Annotated in this window: 18 protein-coding genes and 2 pseudogenes; 12 read left to right on the top strand and 8 right to left on the bottom strand. The window is 59.7% G+C overall.

Annotation, left to right across the window (positions count from 1 at the left end):
• The first annotated feature begins 247 nt into the window (after positions 1-247).
• Positions 248-2,449: a catalase/peroxidase HPI gene (katG, locus tag BN1800_RS13350; protein WP_086998152.1), complete on the top strand. Its 2,202-nt coding sequence runs from the start codon at positions 248-250 to the stop codon at positions 2,447-2,449.
• Positions 2,450-2,555: 106 nt separating this feature from the next.
• On the opposite strand, the gene BN1800_RS13345 is transcribed toward katG, so the two are convergent.
• The 4 genes and pseudogenes from BN1800_RS13345 to BN1800_RS13330 all read right to left on the bottom strand — a co-directional run bounded on the left by BN1800_RS13345 (position 2,556) and on the right by BN1800_RS13330 (position 6,463).
• Positions 2,556-3,329 carry a DUF1194 domain-containing protein gene (locus tag BN1800_RS13345; protein WP_086998149.1) on the bottom strand — a complete coding sequence of 258 codons (774 nt, stop codon included), beginning with the start codon at positions 3,327-3,329 and terminating at the stop codon, positions 2,556-2,558.
• 165 nt (positions 3,330-3,494) lie between these two features.
• Positions 3,495-4,184: pseudogene (cysC, locus tag BN1800_RS13340) on the bottom strand (adenylyl-sulfate kinase); the annotation flags it as partial.
• Positions 4,185-4,250: 66 nt separating this feature from the next.
• Positions 4,251-5,579, bottom strand: coding sequence for an MFS transporter (locus BN1800_RS13335; protein WP_027510077.1), 1,329 nt, complete (start codon positions 5,577-5,579; stop codon positions 4,251-4,253).
• A 119-nt stretch (positions 5,580-5,698) separates the two neighbouring features.
• Complete coding sequence (locus tag BN1800_RS13330) at positions 5,699-6,463, bottom strand: hypothetical protein (protein ID WP_244564488.1); 765 nt, start codon at positions 6,461-6,463, stop codon at positions 5,699-5,701.
• Positions 6,464-6,735: 272 nt separating this feature from the next.
• Here BN1800_RS13330 and BN1800_RS13325 point away from each other — a divergent pair, with 272 nt between their 5' ends.
• A complete protein-coding gene (locus BN1800_RS13325; protein ID WP_244564487.1) occupies positions 6,736-8,133 on the top strand; it encodes a sensor histidine kinase in 1,398 nt (465 codons plus the stop codon).
• Complete coding sequence (locus tag BN1800_RS13320) at positions 8,130-8,780, top strand: response regulator (protein WP_027510074.1); 651 nt, start codon at positions 8,130-8,132, stop codon at positions 8,778-8,780. The genes BN1800_RS13325 and BN1800_RS13320 overlap by 4 nt, the downstream gene beginning before the upstream one ends.
• Here BN1800_RS13320 and BN1800_RS13315 read toward each other — a convergent pair.
• Positions 8,770-9,219 carry a hypothetical protein gene (locus BN1800_RS13315; protein WP_027510073.1) on the bottom strand — a complete coding sequence of 150 codons (450 nt, stop codon included), beginning with the start codon at positions 9,217-9,219 and terminating at the stop codon, positions 8,770-8,772. The genes BN1800_RS13320 and BN1800_RS13315 overlap by 11 nt on opposite strands.
• A 380-nt stretch (positions 9,220-9,599) precedes the next feature.
• Here BN1800_RS13315 and BN1800_RS13310 point away from each other — a divergent pair, with 380 nt between their 5' ends.
• Positions 9,600-9,959, top strand: a complete 360-nt coding sequence (locus BN1800_RS13310; RefSeq protein ID WP_051336564.1) for a hypothetical protein — start codon at positions 9,600-9,602, stop codon at positions 9,957-9,959.
• 32 nt (positions 9,960-9,991) lie between these two features.
• Here the strand turns inward: BN1800_RS13310 and BN1800_RS13305 are convergent, their stop codons facing one another.
• Together BN1800_RS13305 and BN1800_RS13300 are read right to left on the bottom strand one after the other, a co-directional pair.
• Positions 9,992-10,183, bottom strand: coding sequence for a DUF3008 family protein (locus BN1800_RS13305; protein ID WP_027510072.1), 192 nt, complete (start codon positions 10,181-10,183; stop codon positions 9,992-9,994).
• 114 nt (positions 10,184-10,297) lie between these two features.
• Positions 10,298-11,317, bottom strand: a complete 1,020-nt coding sequence (locus tag BN1800_RS13300) for a Gfo/Idh/MocA family protein (RefSeq protein WP_086998144.1) — start codon at positions 11,315-11,317, stop codon at positions 10,298-10,300.
• 374 nt (positions 11,318-11,691) lie between these two features.
• Here BN1800_RS13300 and BN1800_RS13295 point away from each other — a divergent pair, with 374 nt between their 5' ends.
• From BN1800_RS13295 to BN1800_RS13270, 6 genes and pseudogenes are all read left to right on the top strand, one after another.
• Positions 11,692-12,669 (top strand): TRAP transporter substrate-binding protein, encoded by a 978-nt coding sequence (locus tag BN1800_RS13295; RefSeq protein ID WP_027510070.1) that lies wholly within the window; start codon positions 11,692-11,694, stop codon positions 12,667-12,669.
• 149 nt (positions 12,670-12,818) lie between these two features.
• Entirely contained in the window at positions 12,819-13,397 is a 579-nt protein-coding gene (locus BN1800_RS13290) for a TRAP transporter small permease (RefSeq protein ID WP_027510069.1), read from the top strand.
• A 5-nt stretch (positions 13,398-13,402) separates the two neighbouring features.
• Positions 13,403-14,683 carry a TRAP transporter large permease gene (locus BN1800_RS13285; RefSeq protein WP_086998141.1) on the top strand — a complete coding sequence of 427 codons (1,281 nt, stop codon included), beginning with the start codon at positions 13,403-13,405 and terminating at the stop codon, positions 14,681-14,683.
• 9 nt (positions 14,684-14,692) lie between these two features.
• Entirely contained in the window at positions 14,693-15,466 is a 774-nt protein-coding gene (locus tag BN1800_RS13280) for a FadR/GntR family transcriptional regulator (RefSeq protein WP_027510067.1), read from the top strand.
• A gap of 81 nt (positions 15,467-15,547) precedes the next feature.
• Positions 15,548-15,874 (top strand): annotated as a pseudogene (locus BN1800_RS42340) (adenylate/guanylate cyclase domain-containing protein); the annotation flags it as partial.
• Between the two features lie 365 nt (positions 15,875-16,239).
• Positions 16,240-16,512: a DUF982 domain-containing protein gene (locus BN1800_RS13270; RefSeq protein WP_027510065.1), complete on the top strand. Its 273-nt coding sequence runs from the start codon at positions 16,240-16,242 to the stop codon at positions 16,510-16,512.
• Positions 16,513-16,755: 243 nt separating this feature from the next.
• On the opposite strand, the gene BN1800_RS13265 is transcribed toward BN1800_RS13270, so the two are convergent.
• Complete coding sequence (locus BN1800_RS13265) at positions 16,756-18,990, bottom strand: putative bifunctional diguanylate cyclase/phosphodiesterase (protein ID WP_244564486.1); 2,235 nt, start codon at positions 18,988-18,990, stop codon at positions 16,756-16,758.
• Between the two features lie 338 nt (positions 18,991-19,328).
• On the opposite strand from BN1800_RS13265, the gene BN1800_RS13255 reads away from it, so the two are divergent.
• The gene (locus BN1800_RS13255; RefSeq protein ID WP_086998136.1) at positions 19,329-20,129 is read left to right on the top strand and encodes a class I SAM-dependent methyltransferase; all 801 of its coding nucleotides are present in this window, start codon (positions 19,329-19,331) and stop codon (positions 20,127-20,129) included.
• A gap of 183 nt (positions 20,130-20,312) precedes the next feature.
• The coding region (locus tag BN1800_RS13250) for a hypothetical protein (RefSeq protein ID WP_086998133.1) at positions 20,313-20,569 on the top strand (257 nt) is incomplete at its 3' end.

The raw sequence follows: 20,569 nt of genomic DNA, 5'->3' as shown, positions 1-20,569 counted from the left end.
CATAACTAAACCTTATCGCAATGATCGGAAAATCCAACTTAAATTAATGAACCTGCTTGGGTATAGTGCCTGAAGCGGAGATGAGATGCAGCCACCGTCACACGCGGCCCATATAATGGTCACTGATGGTGCGTAGCGTAGCTTGTTGACGTACAGACTATCCAGGCGCCGGACGCCCTGAACTCTTTTGCTTCAGGGCGGTCTTCCCCTGGGTGGCCCAATTCAAGTGATCACAAGGAAGAAAAATATGGATTCAAAAGTCGATACTGCGGGCAAGTGTCCAGTCGTGCATACGCACACGGCCCATGGCGGTAGGTCGAACCGGGACTGGTGGCCGAACCAGCTGAACCTCAGGATCCTCCATCAGAACTCCTCCCTGTCCGATCCGATGGGCAAAGGATTCGACTACGCCGAGGAGTTCAAGAAGCTCGACCTGGAGGCGCTAAAGAAGGATCTCCTCGCGCTGATGACCGATTCGCAGGACTGGTGGCCGGCCGACTTCGGTCACTACGGCCCACTTTTCATCCGCATGGCATGGCACAGTGCAGGTACCTACCGTACCGGCGACGGCCGCGGCGGTGCGGGAGCGGGTCAGCAGCGTTTCGCACCGCTCAACAGCTGGCCGGATAACGTCAATCTTGACAAGGCACGCCGGCTGCTCTGGCCGATCAAGCAGAAATACGGCAACAAGATCTCTTGGGCCGACCTGATGATCCTCACCGGCAATGTTGCCCTGGAGTCGATGGGCTTCAAGACGTTCGGCTTCGCCGGCGGCCGTCCGGATGTCTGGGAGCCTGAAGAAGACGTTTACTGGGGCGCCGAGGATACCTGGCTGGCGGACAAGCGTTACTCCGGCGAACGAGATCTCGAAACTCCCCTCGCCGCCGTGCAGATGGGTCTGATCTACGTCAATCCGGAAGGGCCGAACGGCAACCCCGATCCGCTTGCCGCCGCCAGGGACATTCGTGAGACCTTCTCCCGTATGGCCATGAATGACGAAGAGACTGTCGCCCTTATTGCGGGTGGACATACCTTCGGCAAGACCCACGGCGCAGGCGATGCCTCGCACGTTGGTATTGAACCCGAGGGGGCCGGCATCGAGGAGCAGGGCCTCGGCTGGACGAGCAGCTTCGGAACCGGCAAGGGCGGCGACACTATCGGCAGCGGCCTGGAAGTCATCTGGACCTCGACACCGACGAAGTGGAGCAACAACTTCTTCTGGAACCTGTTCGGTTACGAATGGGAACTGACGAAGAGCCCGGCCGGTGCGCATCAGTGGACGCCAAAGCATGGTGCCGGTGCCGGTACAGTACCGGACGCGCACGACAAGTCCAGGCGTCACGCGCCGTCCATGCTGACCACGGACCTTGCGCTCCGCTTCGACCCTGCCTACGAAAAGATTGCCCGGCGCTTCTTCGAAAATCCGGATCAGTTCGCAGATGCGTTTGCCCGCGCCTGGTTCAAGCTGACCCATCGCGACATGGGACCGCGCGTGCGCTATCTCGGCCCGGAAGTTCCGGCGGAAGAACTGATCTGGCAGGATCCCCTCCCCGCGATTGACCACGTCCTGATCGACGCACAGGATATCGCCAATCTCAAGGGCAGTATCCTCGCATCGGGACTGTCAATCTCCCAGCTGGTCTCGACCGCCTGGGCCTCGGCATCCACCTTCCGCAGCTCCGACAAGCGCGGAGGCGCAAACGGCGCGCGCATCCGCCTCGCACCCCAAAAGGATTGGGAGGTCAACCAGCCAGACCAGCTGGCGATCGTGTTCGATACGCTTGAACGGATTCAGAAGGCGTTTACCGACGCCCAGTCCGGCGGAAAGAAAGTGTCGCTCGCCGATCTCATCGTGCTCGGCGGCGCAGCAGCCATCGAGAAGGCGGCGGCGAACGGCGGTCATCACATCGAAGTTCCGTTCACGCCCGGCCGCACCGACGCGACGCAGGAGCAGACCGATGTGCACTCCTTTGCCGTACTCGAACCGATCGCCGATGGGTTCCGCAACTATCAGAAGGGCGAATATTCCATTTCGCCCGAGGAGTTGCTGATCGACAAGGCGCAACTGCTGACGCTGACAGCGCCGGAAATGACAGTTCTCGTCGGCGGCCTACGCGTTTTGAACGCCAATGCCGGACAATCCCAGCACGGAGTCTTCACCACGCGCCCTGAAACGCTCACCAACGATTTCTTCGTCAACCTGCTCGACATGGGCACGGTTTGGAAGGCGGCACCGGAATCGAAGTACGTATTCGAGGGACGCGATCGCAATACGGATGAAATGAAGTGGACCGGCACCCGTGTCGATCTCGTCTTCGGTTCGAACTCCCAACTGAGAGCGCTCGCCGAAGTCTACGGTCAGAGTGACACGCAAGAGAAGTTCGTGCGCGACTTTGTGGCGGCCTGGACGAAGGTGATGAACGCCGATCGCTTCGATCTTGCCGCCTGAGGTGGATAGGCACACGGGCGCAGCTGAGATCCAGCTGCGCCCGGTCGCCTTTCCTGTCCGCCGTTCAAGAACCGAACCAAAGCTGGAGAGGATGAAATAGTGGAAGTCAGCGGTCGAACAGGTCTTGCCACTGCTTCTCGCCAATCAGACAATCGGTGGTTGGCTCGACGCCAGCAACTTTCCGTACCGTGGCCGGCGGGGTAAGGCCGCTGATCTCCATGACCAGCTTACGGCGCACGGCAACGGCAAAATCCTCGATCTTGTGAACCGGCAGCACGAAGGAGCCGGGCCCACCGATCACGCAATCTGCATAATACTCGTCGAGCCTGCTCTCAGATGGCCTCAGCATAATCGCGAGGCCGTTGATGACGACGCCTGCTTTCATCGCCTTGTCTCGGCTGGGCGTGACCGGGTCGCCGGAATTGTTTGGGCCGTCCCCGGAAACATCGATCACCTCCCGCACGCCGCTATAGGGGCTGGAGGCGATCATCATCGTGCCTTGGGCGATGGCGGTGGAGATCGACGTGCGGCGCTGCGTGTTGATCGGCCGTGCTTCAAGCTTGCCGGCGAAATCGACCGCATCCTGCTGCGTCTCGATTACCTCCCAATCGATCACGGAACCAGGCACCACATAGCCTGCCCATTCGAAATAGCTTATGGCGACGCGGCCGATGGGACCGTTCTTTACCGCGTCGATGAATTCCTTGTGCTTGAGCGCTTCGACATAACCCTCACGCTGGATGCGAATTTCCTCATAGTCCATGGACCGGGAGGTATCGACCGCGAGGACGAGCTCAACATCGACCTCGCCTCCTGCCGCTTGCGCCATCGTCGCAGCGGCGCCAGAGAGGCTCATGAGCACAGCGAGTGTCGTAAGCATCGGCAACCCAATCACTGCGTTAGTCAAATAATAAGAAAACTGTAACACAGCTTGGTCCGGGAGTGACCTTCCGCCGCGCGCATCCTTTCAACTTTCAGTGATAGAGGGAACCGCCGCGATGGGCAGAATAGCTTGTCAGTTCGCCCTCAACTTGATTTCCCACCCTCAGCCCGCAGGGCGCACGCCGAGCAACTCCTCCACCTGCATGGCGAGCCGATCAGGATCGGAACCCACCGTGCGAAGACGGAGCTCAGGATTCTCCGGCGGCTCGTAGGGGGAGCTGATTCCAGTGAAGTTTTTGATCTCGCCGGTGATCGCGCGCTTATAGAGCCCCTTCGGATCGCGCCTGGCGCATTCCTCTATCGGTGTGTCGATGAATACTTCGAAGAAGTCGCCTTTTTCCATCATCGCGCGTGCGAGCTGGCGCTCGGCGCGAAAAGGCGAGATGAAGGAGACGAGCACAATTAATCCGGCATCGGCCATCAGCTTGGCCACTTCCGCAACGCGCCGGATGTTTTCGACGCGGTCTTCAGTGGTGAAGCCAAGATCGCGGTTGAGGCCATGGCGAATATTGTCGCCATCCAGCACGTAGGTGTAACGGCCTTTAGCGTGGAGCAGCTTCTCGAGACTATTTGCAACAGTCGACTTGCCTGAGCCTGAAAGCCCGGTGAACCATACGACCGCAGGCCGCTGGTTCATCAGGACGGCACGCGACCCGCGATTGATCTCAAGAGCCTGCCAGCGAATATTTTCCGCTCGACACATATTGGCATCGATGGTCCGATTGGTCATCCGGTCGATCAGAATGAAATTGCCGGTGATGCGATTGCCGCGATGGCTGTCGAAGGCGATTGGCGGGTCACGGGCGCTCCTATGCGACGGTGCGAGGCGGGCCTTGCGCCCCGCACACGGACAACCTTGTTACGATCCGGTACTAGGCTCGACCGGCTCCCAGATGCTTATTCTGCGGGTCTCGGGCATCAGGAAGAGGGCGAGCAGGAAGCATACGGCAGGAACCGCGATTGGGTAGATCAGCGCGTAGCCGATGCTGCCGGTGGCCGCGAACGCCGCCGAGGTGATGAACGGCACCAATCCGCCGCCCCAGCCATTGCCGATGTGATACGGCACCGATACCGACGTGTACCGGATCCTGCCGGGGAAGTATTCCGCCAGGAACGCTCCGACCGGGCCATATACCATCCCGACATAGCAAACGAGGATGAAGATGATGAAGATCGCGGCCGGGAAGTTGATGTTGTCAGGCTGCGTGACTGTTCCCAGCCACAAATACAGCGGATAGTACGTGATCGCGGCGAGCAGCATGCCTCCGAGAATCACTGGCTTGCGGCCGACAATGTCTGACAGCCAGCCAAAAAAGATCAGACTCGGCGTTGCAATGAGCAGCGCAGCTCCCACGATGTAGGACGAGGTCAGCGAGTCCACCTTGGAAACCTGCTGCAGGAAGTACAAAGCCCAAAACTGGCCGCTGTACCAGACCACTCCTTGCCCGATCAGCACGATGGTCGCGATCCCGACGTATTGGATGTTGGCACTGAGGAAGGCTTCCTTCCAGGGATTTCGGGTCATCTGTCCCTTAGCCTTGATCTCCTGGAAGATCGGTGTCTCCCGGAGCTGAAGCCGGATATAGATTGCAATGGCTACCAGCAGGAAGGATACCAGGAACGGAATGCGCCACGCCCATTCGTCGAAGACCTCATTGCCGAAATACGTGCGCGTCGCGATGATCACGGCCAGCGACACCACGATCCCGAGAGTTGGAGAGGTCTGAAGCCAACCTGTGTAGTAGCCGCGGCGTTCGTCGGGGACATGCTCGGCGACGTAGGTGATGGCCCCGCCATACTCGCCGCCCAGGCACAAGCCCTGGACCATCCGCAGGCCGAAGAGGAGGAATGCGGCGGTCAGCCCGATCGCCTGATAGCTCGGTATCAAGCCGATGGCGCCTGTGCCCAACCCCATGCCGCTGAGCGTGATGAGGAACGTGTATTTGCGGCCGACCCGGTCGCCCATCCAGCCGAAGAGGAACGCCCCCAAGGGACGGATCAGGAATCCTGCGGTGAACAGCGCAATCGTACTCAGCAGAGCTGCAACCGGGTTGGATTGCTCAAAGAACTTCACCGAAAGCACGGCGGCCAAGCTTCCGAAGATATAGAAGTCATACCATTCGATGATGTTTCCTACCGACGCGGCAACGATCACACGGCGGAAATCCTTTGGGACTTGAGTGGGCATGTTTTCGTCCTCCCATTCAACATCGCCCCCCAATTTTTGTACTTTAGCACGAAAATAGCCTGAAGCCGAGCGGACCTACTCTTCAGTCACCGCCGCAAGGTACCGGCGAATGACCAACGTCAGTTCGCCGGTTCGACTGGCGTCTCGGTGACGATCGTCACAGTTGTCGTTTCCGTGGCTGCCGGCTCCTCAACGGTATCCACGATCTCCGGCTCGGGGAGCGTTTCGCGAATCTCATCGATCTTGCCGACGGCCGGCCCCACGCCAAGGATTTCCTTTGCTTCTGCAAGGGCATCGTCGCTCACGACCCCTCCCTTCGTGAAGCCCGCAAGAGCCTCGCGCAGCGCCTCATCGCTCAGTTCGGGATCCGTCGGAAGCACATTCGGCCCGCTTACCTTTTCGAATTCCGCATATGCCATCACATAGTCGGCAACAGGGGCCAGCCGCGGGTCGTTGGAATTCATGTAGGCGTGATAATTGCGGTTCAACGAACTCAGGCCAGCCGTATCTGATTTGGCGCTCCTCAGACTTGCCTTTGCAGCATTGCCGGCCTTCGCGGGCTTACCCGCCTTTACGGCCTTGCTGGGTTTCTTGTCGTGAAAGAAAAGCGATTCGAGCGTCGGCGTGCTTGCAGTCCCAGTCTTGGAACTCGCCTTCGAATGCGCGTTCCCAGACTTGCCATGGTTCGAACCGGCGCTGCCATGGCTGCCTCCGTTGCCATTCCCATTGCCGTTGCCATTCCCATTCCCACCCCCGGAATTGCCGTTGCCATTTCCGCCCTTGGCGAAGGCCACATCCGATATCCCCAGCGAGGCGCCCGCCAGTGGAGCGACGGTCATGGCGAGCGCGAGGATGCTCCGGCCGACAAGTTTCCTGATAGGCATGTGATTGTCTCCTTGTTGAAGCAGCGATGCAAATCGCGGTCGCTGCAGATGAGCGGCATCAGTGGGGCGACAATAGCTCGCGCAGCGGCGCGATTCCATGATCCTCAGACCAATGCCGCGGCGGTTAGGACTTAAGTCCGATGGAGGGATTCCAAACGTCTGATAGTCGGGGCAGGACGAGCTCACCATTGACCGCCGCAGCGGAGACGGTAGGCTGTCTGCCAGATCGAAACGGGTCGCCCATATTATGCGACCAATCCCCGAGAATACTCGTGCGTCGGCCCAACCTGATTTCAAAGTGGAATTCGCAGTCGCTGGCCAAGCAGTTCCTGGTCATTGGCGGCGTCGTCTCGATCGTGGCGATGCTCCTGGTCGGGGCGTTCGTGACACGTATGATCGAAGACGCCGTTACACGCAATTCTGCCGCAACGACCGCCCTTTACGTGGACAGTGTCGTTGCTCCGCTGCTGCCTGACATGCAGACGAGCGAGGCGCTTGACGACACGGTCGCGAGAGCTCTGGACGAGACGCTCGGGCAAGGTGCGCTCGGAGACCGGCTTTTGTCATTCCGTTTGTGGCGGTCGGACGGAACCGTTCTCTATTCGAACGACAGGGCCATGGTCGGGAAGAGGTTCCCGCTTAGCGATGAACTCAAGACGGCCTTTGCCGGCAAGATGGCGGCGCAATTCAACGACCTCGATGATGTCGAGGACGAGACAGAACGCCTGGCCGGAAAACCGCTTTTGGAGATCTATAACCCTGTCCTTCAGCCCTGGTCGGGACAGGTGGTCGCCGTCTCCGAGTTTTACGAGATTGCCTACGACTTCCAGCACAGCCTGAACCGGGCCCGGCTTCATACGTGGCTCGCCGTGGCAGGCTTTACGCTCGTGTTCTTTGCCACGCTATCTGCGATTGTTCTAAGGGGCAGCCGGACGATCGAAAACCAGCGTCACGCGTTAAGGCAGCGGATTGACGATCTGTCCGCCCTACTCGCCCAGAACGAGGCTCTCCGGGAGCGTGTCCAGCGCGCGTCCGAGCGTGTCACGGCGTTGAACGAGAGCCATCTGCGGCGCATCGGCGCTGATCTTCACGATGGCCCGGCCCAGCTTATAGCCTATGCGTCGCTTCGGCTGGATAGTCGCACCGTCGTCGGCTCCCCGACCTCTCCGGCCAGGCGCGAGCAGGAGATCGCGTCCATCAAGGCAAGCCTCGACGAGGCCATGCACGAAATCCGCACGATTTGCAGCGGTCTGGTCTTGCCGCAGATCGAGGCTGCGAGTCTTTCGGAAATATTGGAGCGGAGTGTTCACGCGCATCGGCAGAGAACCGGAACGGTGGTCGACTTGGTCACATCCAGCACATCTGTTTGTCTGTCGCCGTCTGCGAAGATATGCGTCTACCGTTTCGTCCAGGAGGCGCTGAATAACGCGCATCGTCACGGCGGCGGTGGCCAGCACGTTATTCAACGCCTGCAGGGAAAGTGCGTCACTGTGGAGGTTGCAGACGATGGGCCGGGTTTCAACCCTGACGACGTCGGGCCTACCAGCCTTGGGCTTGCAGGCCTCAGGGAACGCGTTGAAAGTCTTGGCGGTACGTTCGAGATCACATCCGCGGCGCCAGGCACGATCGTCAGAATGACACTGAATACTGAGGAGGCCGAGCAAGTATGAGCGAAAAGATACGGGTCGCGGTTATCGACGATCATCCGTTGTTTAGAGAGGGCGTAACGAGGAGCTTGTCGGAGATCGACGGCTTCGAGGTGGTTGCCGAAGGCGGATCGAGGGATGACGCGTTGCGAATTGCAGAGAACCTGCAGCCTGACGTCATGCTCATCGACATTTCCATGCCCGGCGGGGGACTGAATGCGATTGATCCGATCCTTGAAGTATCACCGTCGCAGAAGATCATTATGTTGACGGTCTCTGAAGCCAACGACGACGTTACCGGCGCCTTGAAAGCGGGGGCGAAAGGTTATGTTCTCAAGGGTGTCGGCTCCAGGGCGCTTGCCGACATCATCCGTACGGTGGCTGCGGGGGACGGATATGTCGCGCCGACGCTGTCCGCCAAGTTGCTTCACAATCCACCCCCGTCTTCTGATGCTGACGCAATTGCGGCGCTTACCGCACGCGAGCACGAAGTTCTGAGCCTCGTCGCGACAGGACTTAGCAATAAGGAGGTGGCCAGAAAACTCGACCTGCACGAGAAAACGATCAAGCATCACATGACACAGGTCATGGCGAAACTTGACGTCAATAACAGGACCGAGGCGGCGATGGTCCTTCGCGATGCCGTTGATCGAAAGCTGGTCAGGGACTGAACGACCGAAGCCGCTTTACATCATCAAAGGTGGCGCGCCGATTGACGATCGTGCGTCCTTTCGCGTCCTTCATGACGTAGCGTCCCCTTTTGATCTCCTCGCTCATTCCATCGACGTGACGCACTTCGAGCGAGGAGTTGTCGCTTGTCGTAGCTGATGCACCAGAGTTCTTTCCGGAAGAGCCGTTGCTCGAGCCGCTGTTCCCATTGCCGCTGCTGTTTCCATTCCCTCCGCCGTTGCCTCCGCCATTGCCTCCGCCGTTGCCATTGCCCCCGCCGTTGCCACCCCCATTCCCGTTGTTTCCACTCTTGGCCAGAGCAGACTGGGCGGTCACGCCGAATGCGGATCCGGCAATTTCGATCTTGTAGGGAAGAACCGAAAGGGAAGCGCCGACCGAAGCCCAACACAAGATGGCTAGAAAATTCCGACGCGTAGTCATCGCTGTTACCTGACGCGGGTCAGCACCCACATCCTTTGTGATAATTAAAGGGCGCACTTGGAGCAATGGCGGACATTCGGCTCGAGACGGCGGGCAAAACCTGCTGAGCAAATTTACGTGCAGCCAAGATTCGAAGCCGAAAAACTCCAGCCCAAGCTCCATGAGATTGCTCATGTCGGATGCTGGCCGTCAACCCTCGATACGCCGGATTGAAGGTCATCAGACCTTTCCCATGGGCGGGATCAGACTTTCGTCCGCTAGCGTTAAGACTAAGGTCCGAGGACAGACGAGGACTTGGAGGGCATGATCAACCCACGAGAGATATGTGTTCGCGTACTCTCGTTTTTCATGAAATTTAGGTCGGTGTTCCGGAGACCGCAATGATCCCTCAATGGCAGGTGTTTCTGAACCGCGTCCATCCCCCGGGCGCGGTTGCAAGTTTCTCGGCTGCTGCGTTCGAACTTGCGATCGCAATCAACCTCCGTCTCGCCCTGAGACTCATCAAACCCACAGCGGAGTGTCTTGCCAGGGTCGATGAGGTCTATGAGTGCGCAAAAGCCTACGGCGAGTTGCGGGAAGCCGGTTCAGCGTTTACCGTCAATGCGGAAAGAAAGTTGGCTGAGGCTTTAAAATTGCTGACGGCCGAAATGCGGGCGTGTGATCCTGAACGCAGGGCCGATGACATTCTTGTAGGGCCAACGTTGAGAGAGAAACCTGCCGATTCATTGAGCCAAATATAGGCCGAGGGCACGGAGTCGCCTTTGACGCCGTCCTACTGCTTCCGGGAGACGTGTTCCGGTTTTCCTTTTGTCTTGGTCGCGGCGAACTCCTCGAGCTGTTTCTCGCTCATGGATTCAACCATCTGCTTGGACGCCCCCTTAAGCTCGCTTTTCGGTATTTCGCCGCGCTTTGCTGCGAGAGCTGCTCCAGCCGCCTTCTGCTGTGCTTTGGATTTTGCTGGCATGTCGGTTTCTCCCTTCCACGCTCAACTCCCGCCGGGAAGGATAGTTCCTGAGCTAGGTCGACCAGACGCCAGACTGAGCTCGACCATGCCGGCTTGGTTGCTCGCGGAAACGCTTTACGGACGTACCGGCTGGCCGCTTTCGGCGGCGGCGAGAATGGCATCAATGAGGCGGTGAACCTTTAGCGCCTCGCGCCCGGTCACGCGCGGCTCGCCTCCATGCTCGATAGCGTCGAGGAAATCGGCAAGCACGGCGCGGTGATGGTCGTGCGGGAAGGCCATAGGATCGGCGCCGGCACCACCGGCTGCTTTGTCTTCGATTGAAATTTCGGTTCCATCGTGGAAGGAAGCGGCAAGACTTCGCCCGCCGAGGCGGGCCATCCCGCGGGTGCCGATGACGTCGATCTCGTCCGGATAACCGGGGTAGGCGCAGGTGGTGGCGCTCACCGTCCCGATTGCTCCGCTTGCGAAGCGGATGGCCGCCATTGCCAGATCTTCCGTCTCCATGCGGTGCACCTTGCTGGTTGCCGCATAGGCTCTGACCTCCTCCGGAAGGCCGGCGAGCGAAACCAGAAGGTCAAGTGTGTGGATGGCCTGGGTGAGAAGCACGCCGCCGCCATCACGAGCCCGAGTGCCGCGTCCCGGCTGGTCATAATAGCTTTGCGGCCGCCAGTTGTGGAGGCGCGCCGAAGCGCTGGCGATCTCGCCGAGGCGCCCTTCATTGATCAGTCCCGCAAATGCCATGCTGACCGGACGAAAGCGATGCTGAAGAACGATGCTAAGCTTTATCCCGGCATGCTCCGCCACCTCGACCAGCGCCCGCGCCCGCTCCTGCGTGATCTCCAGCGGCTTTTCGAGAAGCACGTGCTTGTGTGCTTCGGCTGCTCGCCGTACCAGTTCGAGGTGCGTATTGGGCGGCGTCAGGATCATGACCGCAACTATCGACGGGTCGCTGAATATCGTCTCGGCGTCGTCGCAAGTCAAAAAACCGTAGGTCTCTGAAAATGCTTTCCGCCTCGCAGGCGTCGGGCTGAAGGCGGCAGCGACCTCCACTCTGTCCTTAAGATCGAGCAGCCCTTTGGCATGCGGCGCTGCGGCCATGCCGAGACCGATCAACCCGATGCGCAATTTTGCCATCTCAGTCCCTCCGTCAGCCCTTCAATCGATCAACACAGGAACGCCCGCATTCACCTGCTTGTCAATGTTGCGTTGTCGCCTCGTCTGCATGTTCCCTGCTTGTTTTTCTGCCGTACGGGGCGCAAGAATTCATCATACAAGTACATAGGTTTTGTATGTTGACATTACATCTTGCTGGCCCTAGCCATAGAGGGCCGGTTGGAGGAGCGGCTTCCTAATTCGCGCAACTTCTCAATCGTGCCGGACCACCAGTGTCTGGTCGTGGACTATCGCCGGAAGGAGGCAAAGCGTGCAGGGGGACTTTTCCTTTGGACTCTCAAAGCAGGCGTACCGGCTCTGAAAAATTAAATCGTCATGCAAATCGGGAGGAGAGCATGAAAAGCTTTGTTAAACTGGCGGCGGGTCTTATTGTTGCCGCCTCGTTCATGAGCAGCGCGGCCAGCGCTCAAACGGTCCTGAAATCGTCCGATACTCATCCGGATGGCTATCCGACCGTCGAGGGCGTCAAGTATTTCGGCGAGCTGGTGAAGGAGCGCACGGGCGGCCGCTACGCCGTCGAAGTCTACCATTCCGCGCAGCTCGGCGAAGAGAAGGACACGATCGAGCAGGTGCGTTCGGGCGTGATCGAGCTGAACCGCATCTCGATGGCGCCGTTCAACGGGACGGTGAAGGAAACCATCGTGCCGGCGCTGCCCTATATCTTCCGTTCAGAAGAACACATGCACAAGGTCATGGACGGCGCGATCGGCGACCAGATCAAGAAGGCGTTCGAACCGGCCGGCCTCGTGGTGCTGGCATATTATGACGCAGGCGCACGCTCTTTCTATAACAAGACGAAGCCGATCGCCTCGGTTGCCGACATGAAAGGCCTGAAGTTCCGCGTCATCCAGTCCGACATCTTCGTCGACATGGTGGCGGCCCTCGGCGCCAACGCCACGCCGATGCCCTATGGCGAAGTCTACTCGGGGATCGAAACGGGCGTCATCGACGGCGCGGAAAACAACTTCCCGAGCTACGACACCGCCAAGCACGCCGAAGTTGCGAAGAACTACTCGCTCGACGAGCACACGATCCTGCCGGAGGTGTTCGTCATGAACAAGGCCGCTTTCGACAAGCTGACGCCGGAGGATCAGGAGATCTTCAAGCAGGCAGCCAAGGACAGCGTCGCCAAGCAGCGCGAGCTCTGGGCAGCCAAGGTCGCTGAATCGCGTGCCAATGTCGAAAAACTCGGCGCGCAGATCACCATGCCGGACAAGCAGGGGTTCATCGACGCCATGGCCCCGGTTTACGAGAAGCACGTCACCAACGACGTGCTGAAGAAGATGGTCGAGGATGTAAAAGCGGTGCAGTAGCCGCGCCTTGCGTCCCTTTTTTTGCAGGAGGCGGCGTCAGGCTACCGGGGTGGCGGTTATCTCCACCCCGGTTCATCTGCCGTTTCACGCAAATCTTGATCGATCCTCCCCATAAGGGAGAGTGAACGCCCAAATTCGACGAGGCCCTTATGTCGAACAACCTGACACCCGTCACCAATTTCCTGACGCGCCTGAGCAACGCCGCACTGTGGCTCGCTGGCGCCGGCCTGGTGCTGATGACAGCCTTCGTCGCCTGGCAGGTATTTTGCCGTTACGTGCTGAACGACTCGCCGAGTTGGACGGAGCCGGGTTCGGTCATGCTGATGAGTTGGTTCATCTTCCTCGGCGCCGCCATCGGCATCCGGGAGAACAACCATCTTGGTTTCGACGTGCTGCTCTACGTGCTGCCGAAATCCGGCAAGCGCGTCCTGCGCATGATCTCGGACGTGGTCATTCTGGCCTTCGGCGCCGGCATGATTTGGTACGGCGGTGCGCTTATGAGCCTGACCTGGAACACCACCTTGCCGTCCCTGGGTATTTCCGGCGCGTTCGACTATCTGCCGCTCGCCGCCGGCGGTGTGCTTGCCGTGATCTTCTCGCTGGAGCGCATCGTGCTTCGTCTCGCCGGCGAACCGATCGACGATGCGCTGGATGAGATTTTGCCCGCCGAGATCGCCGTCGAGATCGAAAACATCAATGCCGACCCGAACGTCAAATTGAAAGTGTAGTTGCGATGGAACTCTGGATCCTATTCGGTGTCTTCACCACCCTGATGCTGATAGGCACGCCGATCGCCTTCTGCCTCGGGGTTGCCAGCTTCGGAACGGTGGTCTACATGGGCCTACCGCCGCTCGTCGTCTTCCAGCGGCTCAATTCCGGCATGAGCGTGTTTTCGCTGCTCGCCATCCCCTTCTTCATCTACGCCGGCGACTTGATGGTACGCGGCGGCATCGCGAGCCGCATTGTTGCCTTCGCCGCGTCCCTGGTCGGCCACGTGCGCGGCGGTCTCGGCCAGGTCAACATCGTCACCGCGACGCTGTTCGGCGGCATTTCCGGTTCGGCGGTGGCAGAAGCCGCAGCCGTCGGCGGCCTGATGATCCCGCAGATGAAGCAGCGCGGCTATGGCGCAGACTATGCGGTCAACGTGACCTCGATGGCGGCGCTGATCGCGCTGCTCCTGCCGCCCTCCCACAACATGATCATCTATTCGATCTCCGCAGGCGGCAAGATCTCCATCGCCGACCTGTTCACCGCCGGCATACTACCCGGCATCTTGCTCGCAGTTGCACTCATGGTGACCGCCTACATCGTCGCGCGCTCGCGCGGCTACCCGACGGAGCCGTTCCCCGGCTTTGCCGTGGCGGCGCATCTGCTCGCTGTCGCGCTGCCCGGGCTTCTGCTGATCGCCATCATCTTCGGCGGGGTGAGGTCCGGCATCTTCACGGCGACGGAAAGCTCGTGCATCGCTGTGCTCTACGCGCTGCTGATAACCTTCTTCGTCTACCGGCAGATGAGCTGGAAAGACTTCGTCCACGCCACGCAAGGCGCCGTGCGCACGACGGCAATGGTGCTTTTGATCATCGGCACCGCCGCCGCCTTCTCCTGGCTGATGGCCTTCCTCAAGGTGCCGGCCTCGCTGGTGATCTGGATGAAGACCGTCGCCGACGATCCACTGACGGTGTTGATGCTGCTCAATGTCCTGATGCTTTTGCTCGGCACGTTCATGGACATGGGACCGACCATCATCATCTGCACGCCGATCTTCCTACCGGTGGCGCAGGCCTACGGCGTCGATCCGGTGCATTTCGGCGTGATCATGATCCTGAATTTCGGCATCGGGCTGAACACGCCTCCAGTCGGCGCCGTGCAATTCGTGGCTTGTGCGGTCGGCAAGATTTCCGTCTGGGAGGCTATGCGCTCGATCTGGCCGTTCTACGGCGCCGGCCTGGTGGTGCTCGGACTGGTCACCTACATCCCGGCAATTTCGCTGTGGCTGCCGGCTGTGTTCAAATAGGAGAGCGACATGGCGGCCGATATAGCCGTTGATTTGAGGGTCGAGCGAAGGCCGAAACTCTCCGAAAGCGTGGTTTCGGCCATCCGTGCTCAGGTCTTGTCCGGGGAATACGCGCCCGGCCAGAAGCTACCAACGGAGAGCCGGATGGGCGAGCTCTTCGGCGTCAGCCGCACCGTTGTCCGCGAGGCGATTGCGACCCTTGCCGCCGATGGACTTGTCGAGGCGCGGCAAGGCGCCGGCGTCTTCGTCAAGGACCACCCGACGATTGCTTTCGGTTCGATCACCCTTGATGTCGGCAACAAGATCTCCCATGCGCTTAATGTGATCGAGGTGCGCATGGGACTGGAGATCGAGAGCGCGGGGCTTGCTGCACTGCGGCGCAATGCCGCTCAGGAGGCTCAGATCCAGGAAGCTTTCTTCGAATTCGACCGGCTGCTTGAGCGCGGCGAGGCAACGGGCAAGAGCGACTTCGCTTTCCACCGCACAATTGCGGCCGCCACTAATAATACCTACTACGTAGAAGTTCTCGATGCGCTCGGCATGCGGGCGATCCCCTGCGACGTCGCTTCCCCTTGGGGTACAGACAGCATGCTATCGCGTAACTATCAGGAAGGCCTGCAACGAGAGCATCTGGCAATCCTGAAGGCGATTTCTGCCAATAACCCGGAAGCCGCCCGCGCCGCCATGCGTGCTCACCTGACCGCCAGCCAGGAACGCTATCGCGCCCTGCTCAGCGGCCAGCAGGCCAAATGGATTTCAGGAACGACCAAGCGCAAGGGCTGATCTCCTTTTCCTCCAACCCGATAGCAACCGGTGTTGGCAAGAGGCACGTTGTGACCCGAAGTAAAGTAACGAGAACTTAGCGTGGAACGGAAGCTCGCTGCGATCATGGCCGGCGACATCGCCGGATATAGCCGCCTTGTGGCCGAGGACGAGGCTGCGACCTAGGCAAAGCTGCGTTCAGTTTTCGATGATGTCATCAAACCGTCGGTCGAGCGCCACGGTGACCGGAGTCTCAAGAGCGCCGGCGACGGTTCCTCACCGCATTCCCAAGCGTGAATGAGGCCCTTGATGCGGCTATCGGTATCCAGCTCGGCTTTGCGGAGAGACCTTTCGCGGCTTGAATCCATGGCCGAGCCTAGCAGCATATTTGTGAGCACCGCGGTCGTCCGTAGCGCCGACCGCGGTCGTGGTGTTGCCGACGCCTCCCAGCGACCGACCCGGATTGCTGGCGGGTCGCGGGGATGTGACAGAAGCCCAGGTTGCAAATGGCGCGATTGGTGCAGACAAAACCTGAATTTTCGCTGGCCTCCGAACGCAAGTATTGGCGCTTGGAGATTCCCCCTGATGGACCAATTCCTGCAGGAACTTGCCCGCACCAAGGCTCCGGAAACCGCTGCGCGTTCGGGCGGTGTCGAACGAAACGCGCGGTAACTGCTCCCCCGCGTTTTTCTGTGTCTTCAGGATCGATGAGAAATTAACCCAACCTTTGAATCCGCTTGCGCCCGTGCAGGATTCCAGTGAGTGTAACTTGCCGACAGGTCGTGAGGTGGGCCATGGACAATGCGCAATGGGTTCAGCCGGTAATGATTGTCTGCAAGAAGAGCGGACAGCTCTACACCATTACAAATACGCGGGAGGCCCTCGATATGCTTCTCCGGTATTGGCCTGTGTCCGATGGCAAAGCATTTTTCGATGCCATGGAAGTATGCATCGGCGTAGCTGACGGAAGAACGTCAAAAGAGCAGGCAAGGCAGGCCTTCATCGATGCCGCTCGCGAGGCGCACATTCCCGTCGAAATCCCTGACATCATCCAAGTGAGAGCCTGATTTCCGTTCCCATTCTAAGCAGCTAGAGTATCGTACGTTGCAGATCGAGCCAAGGCGTTTGACAGCGTCAAACGTTCGTGCAGCAGTACCTGCGGCCGTGGAACGCTGGCGACGCGGGGCCTGGCGGCCGCGGCGGCTTCTTGCGCGGCGGAATCTAAACGAGAATAGCAACAGCACGCCGCGCGTCGACCTCGCGCGCCGTCCGGGATGCTGCTTGCGACTCTGACCGCCTCACTGCCGCTGCTATTCGGTCTGGCTGCTTGAGGCGTGAGCGAGGGTTGATATCTTTGACAGACGCAGGTTGACGACGTTGCCTCCGACGAGTTCATCGAACTGCTCTTTCGAAAGAGGCCGGGACAGCAGATACCCCTGAAGATGATCGCAGCCGAGTTCCTTCAACGCCACGCGCTGGTCCTCGGTTTCAACGCCCTCGGCCGTCGTCTTCAAGCCCTTGGCGCGCGCCAATCCGATCATGGCTTCGACGATGGCCTGCCCCTCCTCTTCCTTTCCGAACCGGTCGATAAAGCTCTTGTCGATCTTGATACGGTCGACCTTGACGTTCTGAAGGCGTCCAAACGAGGAGAACCCCGTTCCGAAGTCGTCGAGCGCGAAGTGGACGCCAGCCGATCGAAGCGTCTCGATGTTTCGCTGGCACTGTCCTCCGCTGTCAAGGAGCGTACCTTCCGTAATCTCGATTTCGATCTGTTCTGGGTTGATGCCGTAGTGATTTAGCATCGACATCACCTTGAGCGGGTAGCCATCGCCCCGGAGTTCCTTCGGGGACGCATTCATTGCGATCTTGAGCGCCGGCCAGCGCTGCGCGGCGAGGCACGTCTCCCTCAGGACGAACTCTCCAAGCGAGTTCATGAGCCCGCATTCTTCCGCAATCGGTATGAACACGTCCGGACCGACGCTGCCGCGGATCGGGTCATGCCAGCGCAGGAGCGCCTCAGCACCGCAGAGCGCACCGTTGTCCGCCACATAGACGGGTTGGAAATGAAGCTCCAGTCCTTCTCCTTCGGCTACGGCCCGCCGCAAATCGTATTCGATTTCGCGGCGCGTCTGGAGGAGCTCCTCCATATGAGCGCCGAAGATCGCGTAGCAGTTTCGGCCGGCGCCTTTGGCATTATACAGCGCGATATCAGCCTTTCTCGTTAGCTCCGAAGCGGCCATTCCGCTCTCGGCGATAGCCACCCCAATGCTCGCGCCGATGCTGATCGGGCCTCCGTCCATCTCGAAGGGGCGCCCCATCGCTTCAAGGATATGCTCACAGACGGCGGCCACGTTCTCCTCGCAGACGTTCTTCAGGACGACGGTAAACTCATCGCCACCGAGGCGCGCTACAAGGCTTCCGGAACAGACATCGTGCAGGCGGCCGGCAACCGCCACTAGGAGAGCGTCGCCCGCCGCATGGCCAAGCATGTCGTTCACCTGCTTGAAACGATCTAGGTCGATGAACAGCACTGCGGTGGACTGTCCAGGTACGGAGGAGGCGAACGACTGAGAAAGGTGTCTTTGGAACTCGGAGCGGTTCACCAGTCCGGTGAGGCCGTCGTGCGCGGCTAGGTGCTCCAGCTCGGCTCTGCTGCGCTGCAGGCGGCGGCTTCGTAGCAGCACCGCCCCTCCCATAGCGTTCATGGCAGCGAAGACGGCGATACCGGCGATGGCGACCGTTGGGCCGACGCTGGCCGCCACGGCGGCGCCTGGTGCGAACGGTCGCCAGGAAAAATATCCGAAGTCGCTTCCGGTCGCGTTCTTCAACTTCGCATAGGACCGGCCGTCGTCGTTGCTTCGCGCCCATGCGAAGCGGAGGTCGTCGAACATGTATTCCTGCTCCATGCCGGATAGGAAGTTGCCATCGAGGTAGCGTACGGCGACGTGAAGATTTACGCGCGCCGGATCCTGTTCTATATCGCCGGAATCCGACACTATGGGTTTCACGCTGACGACTGACGGATGGCCATTGACGAGGGCCAGCTCGCTTTCGCCGATGCTAAGGACTTGGTCGGAGACGCCATTCTGGTCGCCTGTGACCAGCCTCCTCCGGAGCTTCTGGGCCAGCGGAAGAACTATGTCATGCATCTGCCGGAAGGCTTCTTTGGGGTCGGCTTCGTCACTGGCGAAGGCGTAGATTGCACTCCCGTCCGGAGCGACCACGAACGCCCGCTCGTGCTGGAAGTAAGTGAACATCCACTTGCCGAGGTTCATCTCCATCCAGTCCTGATCACCAGCGGCAACCTTTCGCACTGCGTCGTCCCATACCGTCACGCTTTCCTGATCGTGGGCCACGCCCTCCTGCAGCTTCGCAACCACGATTTCCGCAAGATGCCGCTGCCGTCCAATGGACGCCTCGTCGGTAGCTCCTGTTGCGACCCCGATCATAATCGCGAGCGCCGCCCAGATGGACGCCGACGCGGCAGCAGGAAGGATGAGGAGAAGGAAGACCGCGCGAAGCCGAGGATGTTTCATGTGTAGCATGCCCTTTTCATGAGAACATGCTTAATTCCAGAATGTTAAGCTCCACCTAAGAAACCTCAGATTTACGCGACGCCTCCACAGCGCACCCCCGAGGCGATGAACTGGACGCGGAATATGGCTGCGTGCCCTTGGAAGTGGAGTTCACGCAAGCGCCTATGGATGCAAGCACTGTCAAGATGGCCGTCTTGAACGACACCTGCGGGAACTTGATCCAGTTGATCGAGATGACTGAAGCGGGGTGAACACAGCGATCAGTTACCCCTTAAAGCGATTGCTTTTGCGCCTTGGCAAGCACTCTATCGAAGTCTAGCATACGACCAAAATCTATGGATAGTTCGATGACCTCAAGCTTCACCATCCACGATGCAGCCGGCTATGAGCAACTCATGGGGCGCTGGAGCCAAAAACTCGCGCCCATGTTCATTGATTTCGCGGGGCTTGCCGACGGCGAAAAGGTTCTCGATGTCGGCTGCGGCACCGGCAGCCTGACGTTCGCGCTCGCCAGGACCGCCGAGCTCGGCGAGATCGCCGCGATCGATTATTCTCCCGTCTTTGTCGAGGAAACAATCCGGCGCAACACCGACCCGCGCATAAAGGTCCGGCAAGCGGACGCTTGCGCACTCCCTTTCGATGACGGCACGTTCGACCGCGCCTTGGCGCTGCTCGTCCTCCACTTCGTACCCGAGGCCAGTAAGGCCGTCGCCGAGATGCGTCGCGTCGTCCGGCCGGGCGGCATCGTCGCGGCGGCCGTATGGGATCATCTCGGCGGCATGCCCGGCATGCGCATGATGGTCGACACGGTGGCGGCTCTCAGCGACGCCGGGCGCCAGCTGCGCGCCCGCTATTGCTTCCAACCGATGATGCAACCGGACGAAATGAAACGGACTTTTGTCGAGCAGGGTCTCGTAAACGTCACGGAAACCCAGCTGATGATCCGCATGGACTATCAAAACTTTGACGACTACTGGACACCGATTGGCGCTGGCGAAGGGCCGCTCGGCAAATATGTGGCCACGCTCGACGCCGCGGAACGGGTGCGCACCGAGGCTGCCGTGCGCGACGCCTACGAGGCCGGTCAGCCCGACGGCCGGAGAACTTTTGCGAACGTCGCCTGGGCCTGCCGAGGTATCGTTCCCTGACCGGATGGCCGGCGGAGCGGGGAATGCTTCCCACGGTTCTGCGCTGGAACAGTTCGTCCGACTAGCGGCCACCGAATGCAATATCGATCTTGAAACGTCACCACGTCGGCGTCTCGATTTGCGCTTAGCGCCGGAACAAATTTCTCAAGCTCTCGTTCCGCTGCTAGATGCGGGATCGATAAAATGAGCGACATGGCAGACGAAACGGAAGCGCGGTTGAACGCCCATCGTCGGCTTTTTGTGTCGCTGCTCACAATCATTGCCGGAGATCCCAAGTTTCATCAGGCGTTGGAATCGCTGGTGCGCGACAATGAAACCGTCAGCGATCAGGAAGAAGATCCGGGCGTCGAACCAAGCCGGGCTTTCGCAATTCAAGGCTTAGCGAACGACGAGATCCGCGCAATTCTCAAAGATGCCCTGGCACGGGTGCTTGCGGAGAA

The sequence above is a fragment of the Rhizobium sullae genome, from assembly GCF_900169785.1.
Classification (GTDB): Bacteria; Pseudomonadota; Alphaproteobacteria; order Rhizobiales; family Rhizobiaceae; genus Rhizobium; species Rhizobium sullae.
The sequence above is the reverse complement of the archived record's forward strand: the minus strand, read 5'-3'. Positions and strand labels throughout refer to the sequence as shown.

What these genes read in the sequence shown, in the direction of transcription:
- katG (WP_086998152.1), top strand. Translation starts at nt 248, where the DNA reads ATGGATTCAAAAGTCGATACTGCGGGCAAGTGTCCAGTCGTGCATACG.
- BN1800_RS13345 (WP_086998149.1), bottom strand. Translation starts at nt 3,329, where the DNA reads ATGCTTACGACACTCGCTGTGCTCATGAGCCTCTCTGGCGCCGCTGCG.
- BN1800_RS13335 (WP_027510077.1), bottom strand. Translation starts at nt 5,579, where the DNA reads ATGCCCACTCAAGTCCCAAAGGATTTCCGCCGTGTGATCGTTGCCGCG.
- BN1800_RS13330 (WP_244564488.1), bottom strand. Translation starts at nt 6,463, where the DNA reads ATGCCTATCAGGAAACTTGTCGGCCGGAGCATCCTCGCGCTCGCCATG.
- BN1800_RS13320 (WP_027510074.1), top strand. Translation starts at nt 8,130, where the DNA reads ATGAGCGAAAAGATACGGGTCGCGGTTATCGACGATCATCCGTTGTTT.
- BN1800_RS13315 (WP_027510073.1), bottom strand. Translation starts at nt 9,219, where the DNA reads ATGACTACGCGTCGGAATTTTCTAGCCATCTTGTGTTGGGCTTCGGTC.
- BN1800_RS13310 (WP_051336564.1), top strand. Translation starts at nt 9,600, where the DNA reads ATGATCCCTCAATGGCAGGTGTTTCTGAACCGCGTCCATCCCCCGGGC.
- BN1800_RS13305 (WP_027510072.1), bottom strand. Translation starts at nt 10,183, where the DNA reads ATGCCAGCAAAATCCAAAGCACAGCAGAAGGCGGCTGGAGCAGCTCTC.
- BN1800_RS13300 (WP_086998144.1), bottom strand. Translation starts at nt 11,317, where the DNA reads ATGGCAAAATTGCGCATCGGGTTGATCGGTCTCGGCATGGCCGCAGCG.
- BN1800_RS13295 (WP_027510070.1), top strand. Translation starts at nt 11,692, where the DNA reads ATGAAAAGCTTTGTTAAACTGGCGGCGGGTCTTATTGTTGCCGCCTCG.
- BN1800_RS13290 (WP_027510069.1), top strand. Translation starts at nt 12,819, where the DNA reads ATGTCGAACAACCTGACACCCGTCACCAATTTCCTGACGCGCCTGAGC.
- BN1800_RS13285 (WP_086998141.1), top strand. Translation starts at nt 13,403, where the DNA reads ATGGAACTCTGGATCCTATTCGGTGTCTTCACCACCCTGATGCTGATA.
- BN1800_RS13280 (WP_027510067.1), top strand. Translation starts at nt 14,693, where the DNA reads ATGGCGGCCGATATAGCCGTTGATTTGAGGGTCGAGCGAAGGCCGAAA.
- BN1800_RS13270 (WP_027510065.1), top strand. Translation starts at nt 16,240, where the DNA reads ATGGACAATGCGCAATGGGTTCAGCCGGTAATGATTGTCTGCAAGAAG.
- BN1800_RS13265 (WP_244564486.1), bottom strand. Translation starts at nt 18,990, where the DNA reads ATGCTACACATGAAACATCCTCGGCTTCGCGCGGTCTTCCTTCTCCTC.
- BN1800_RS13255 (WP_086998136.1), top strand. Translation starts at nt 19,329, where the DNA reads ATGACCTCAAGCTTCACCATCCACGATGCAGCCGGCTATGAGCAACTC.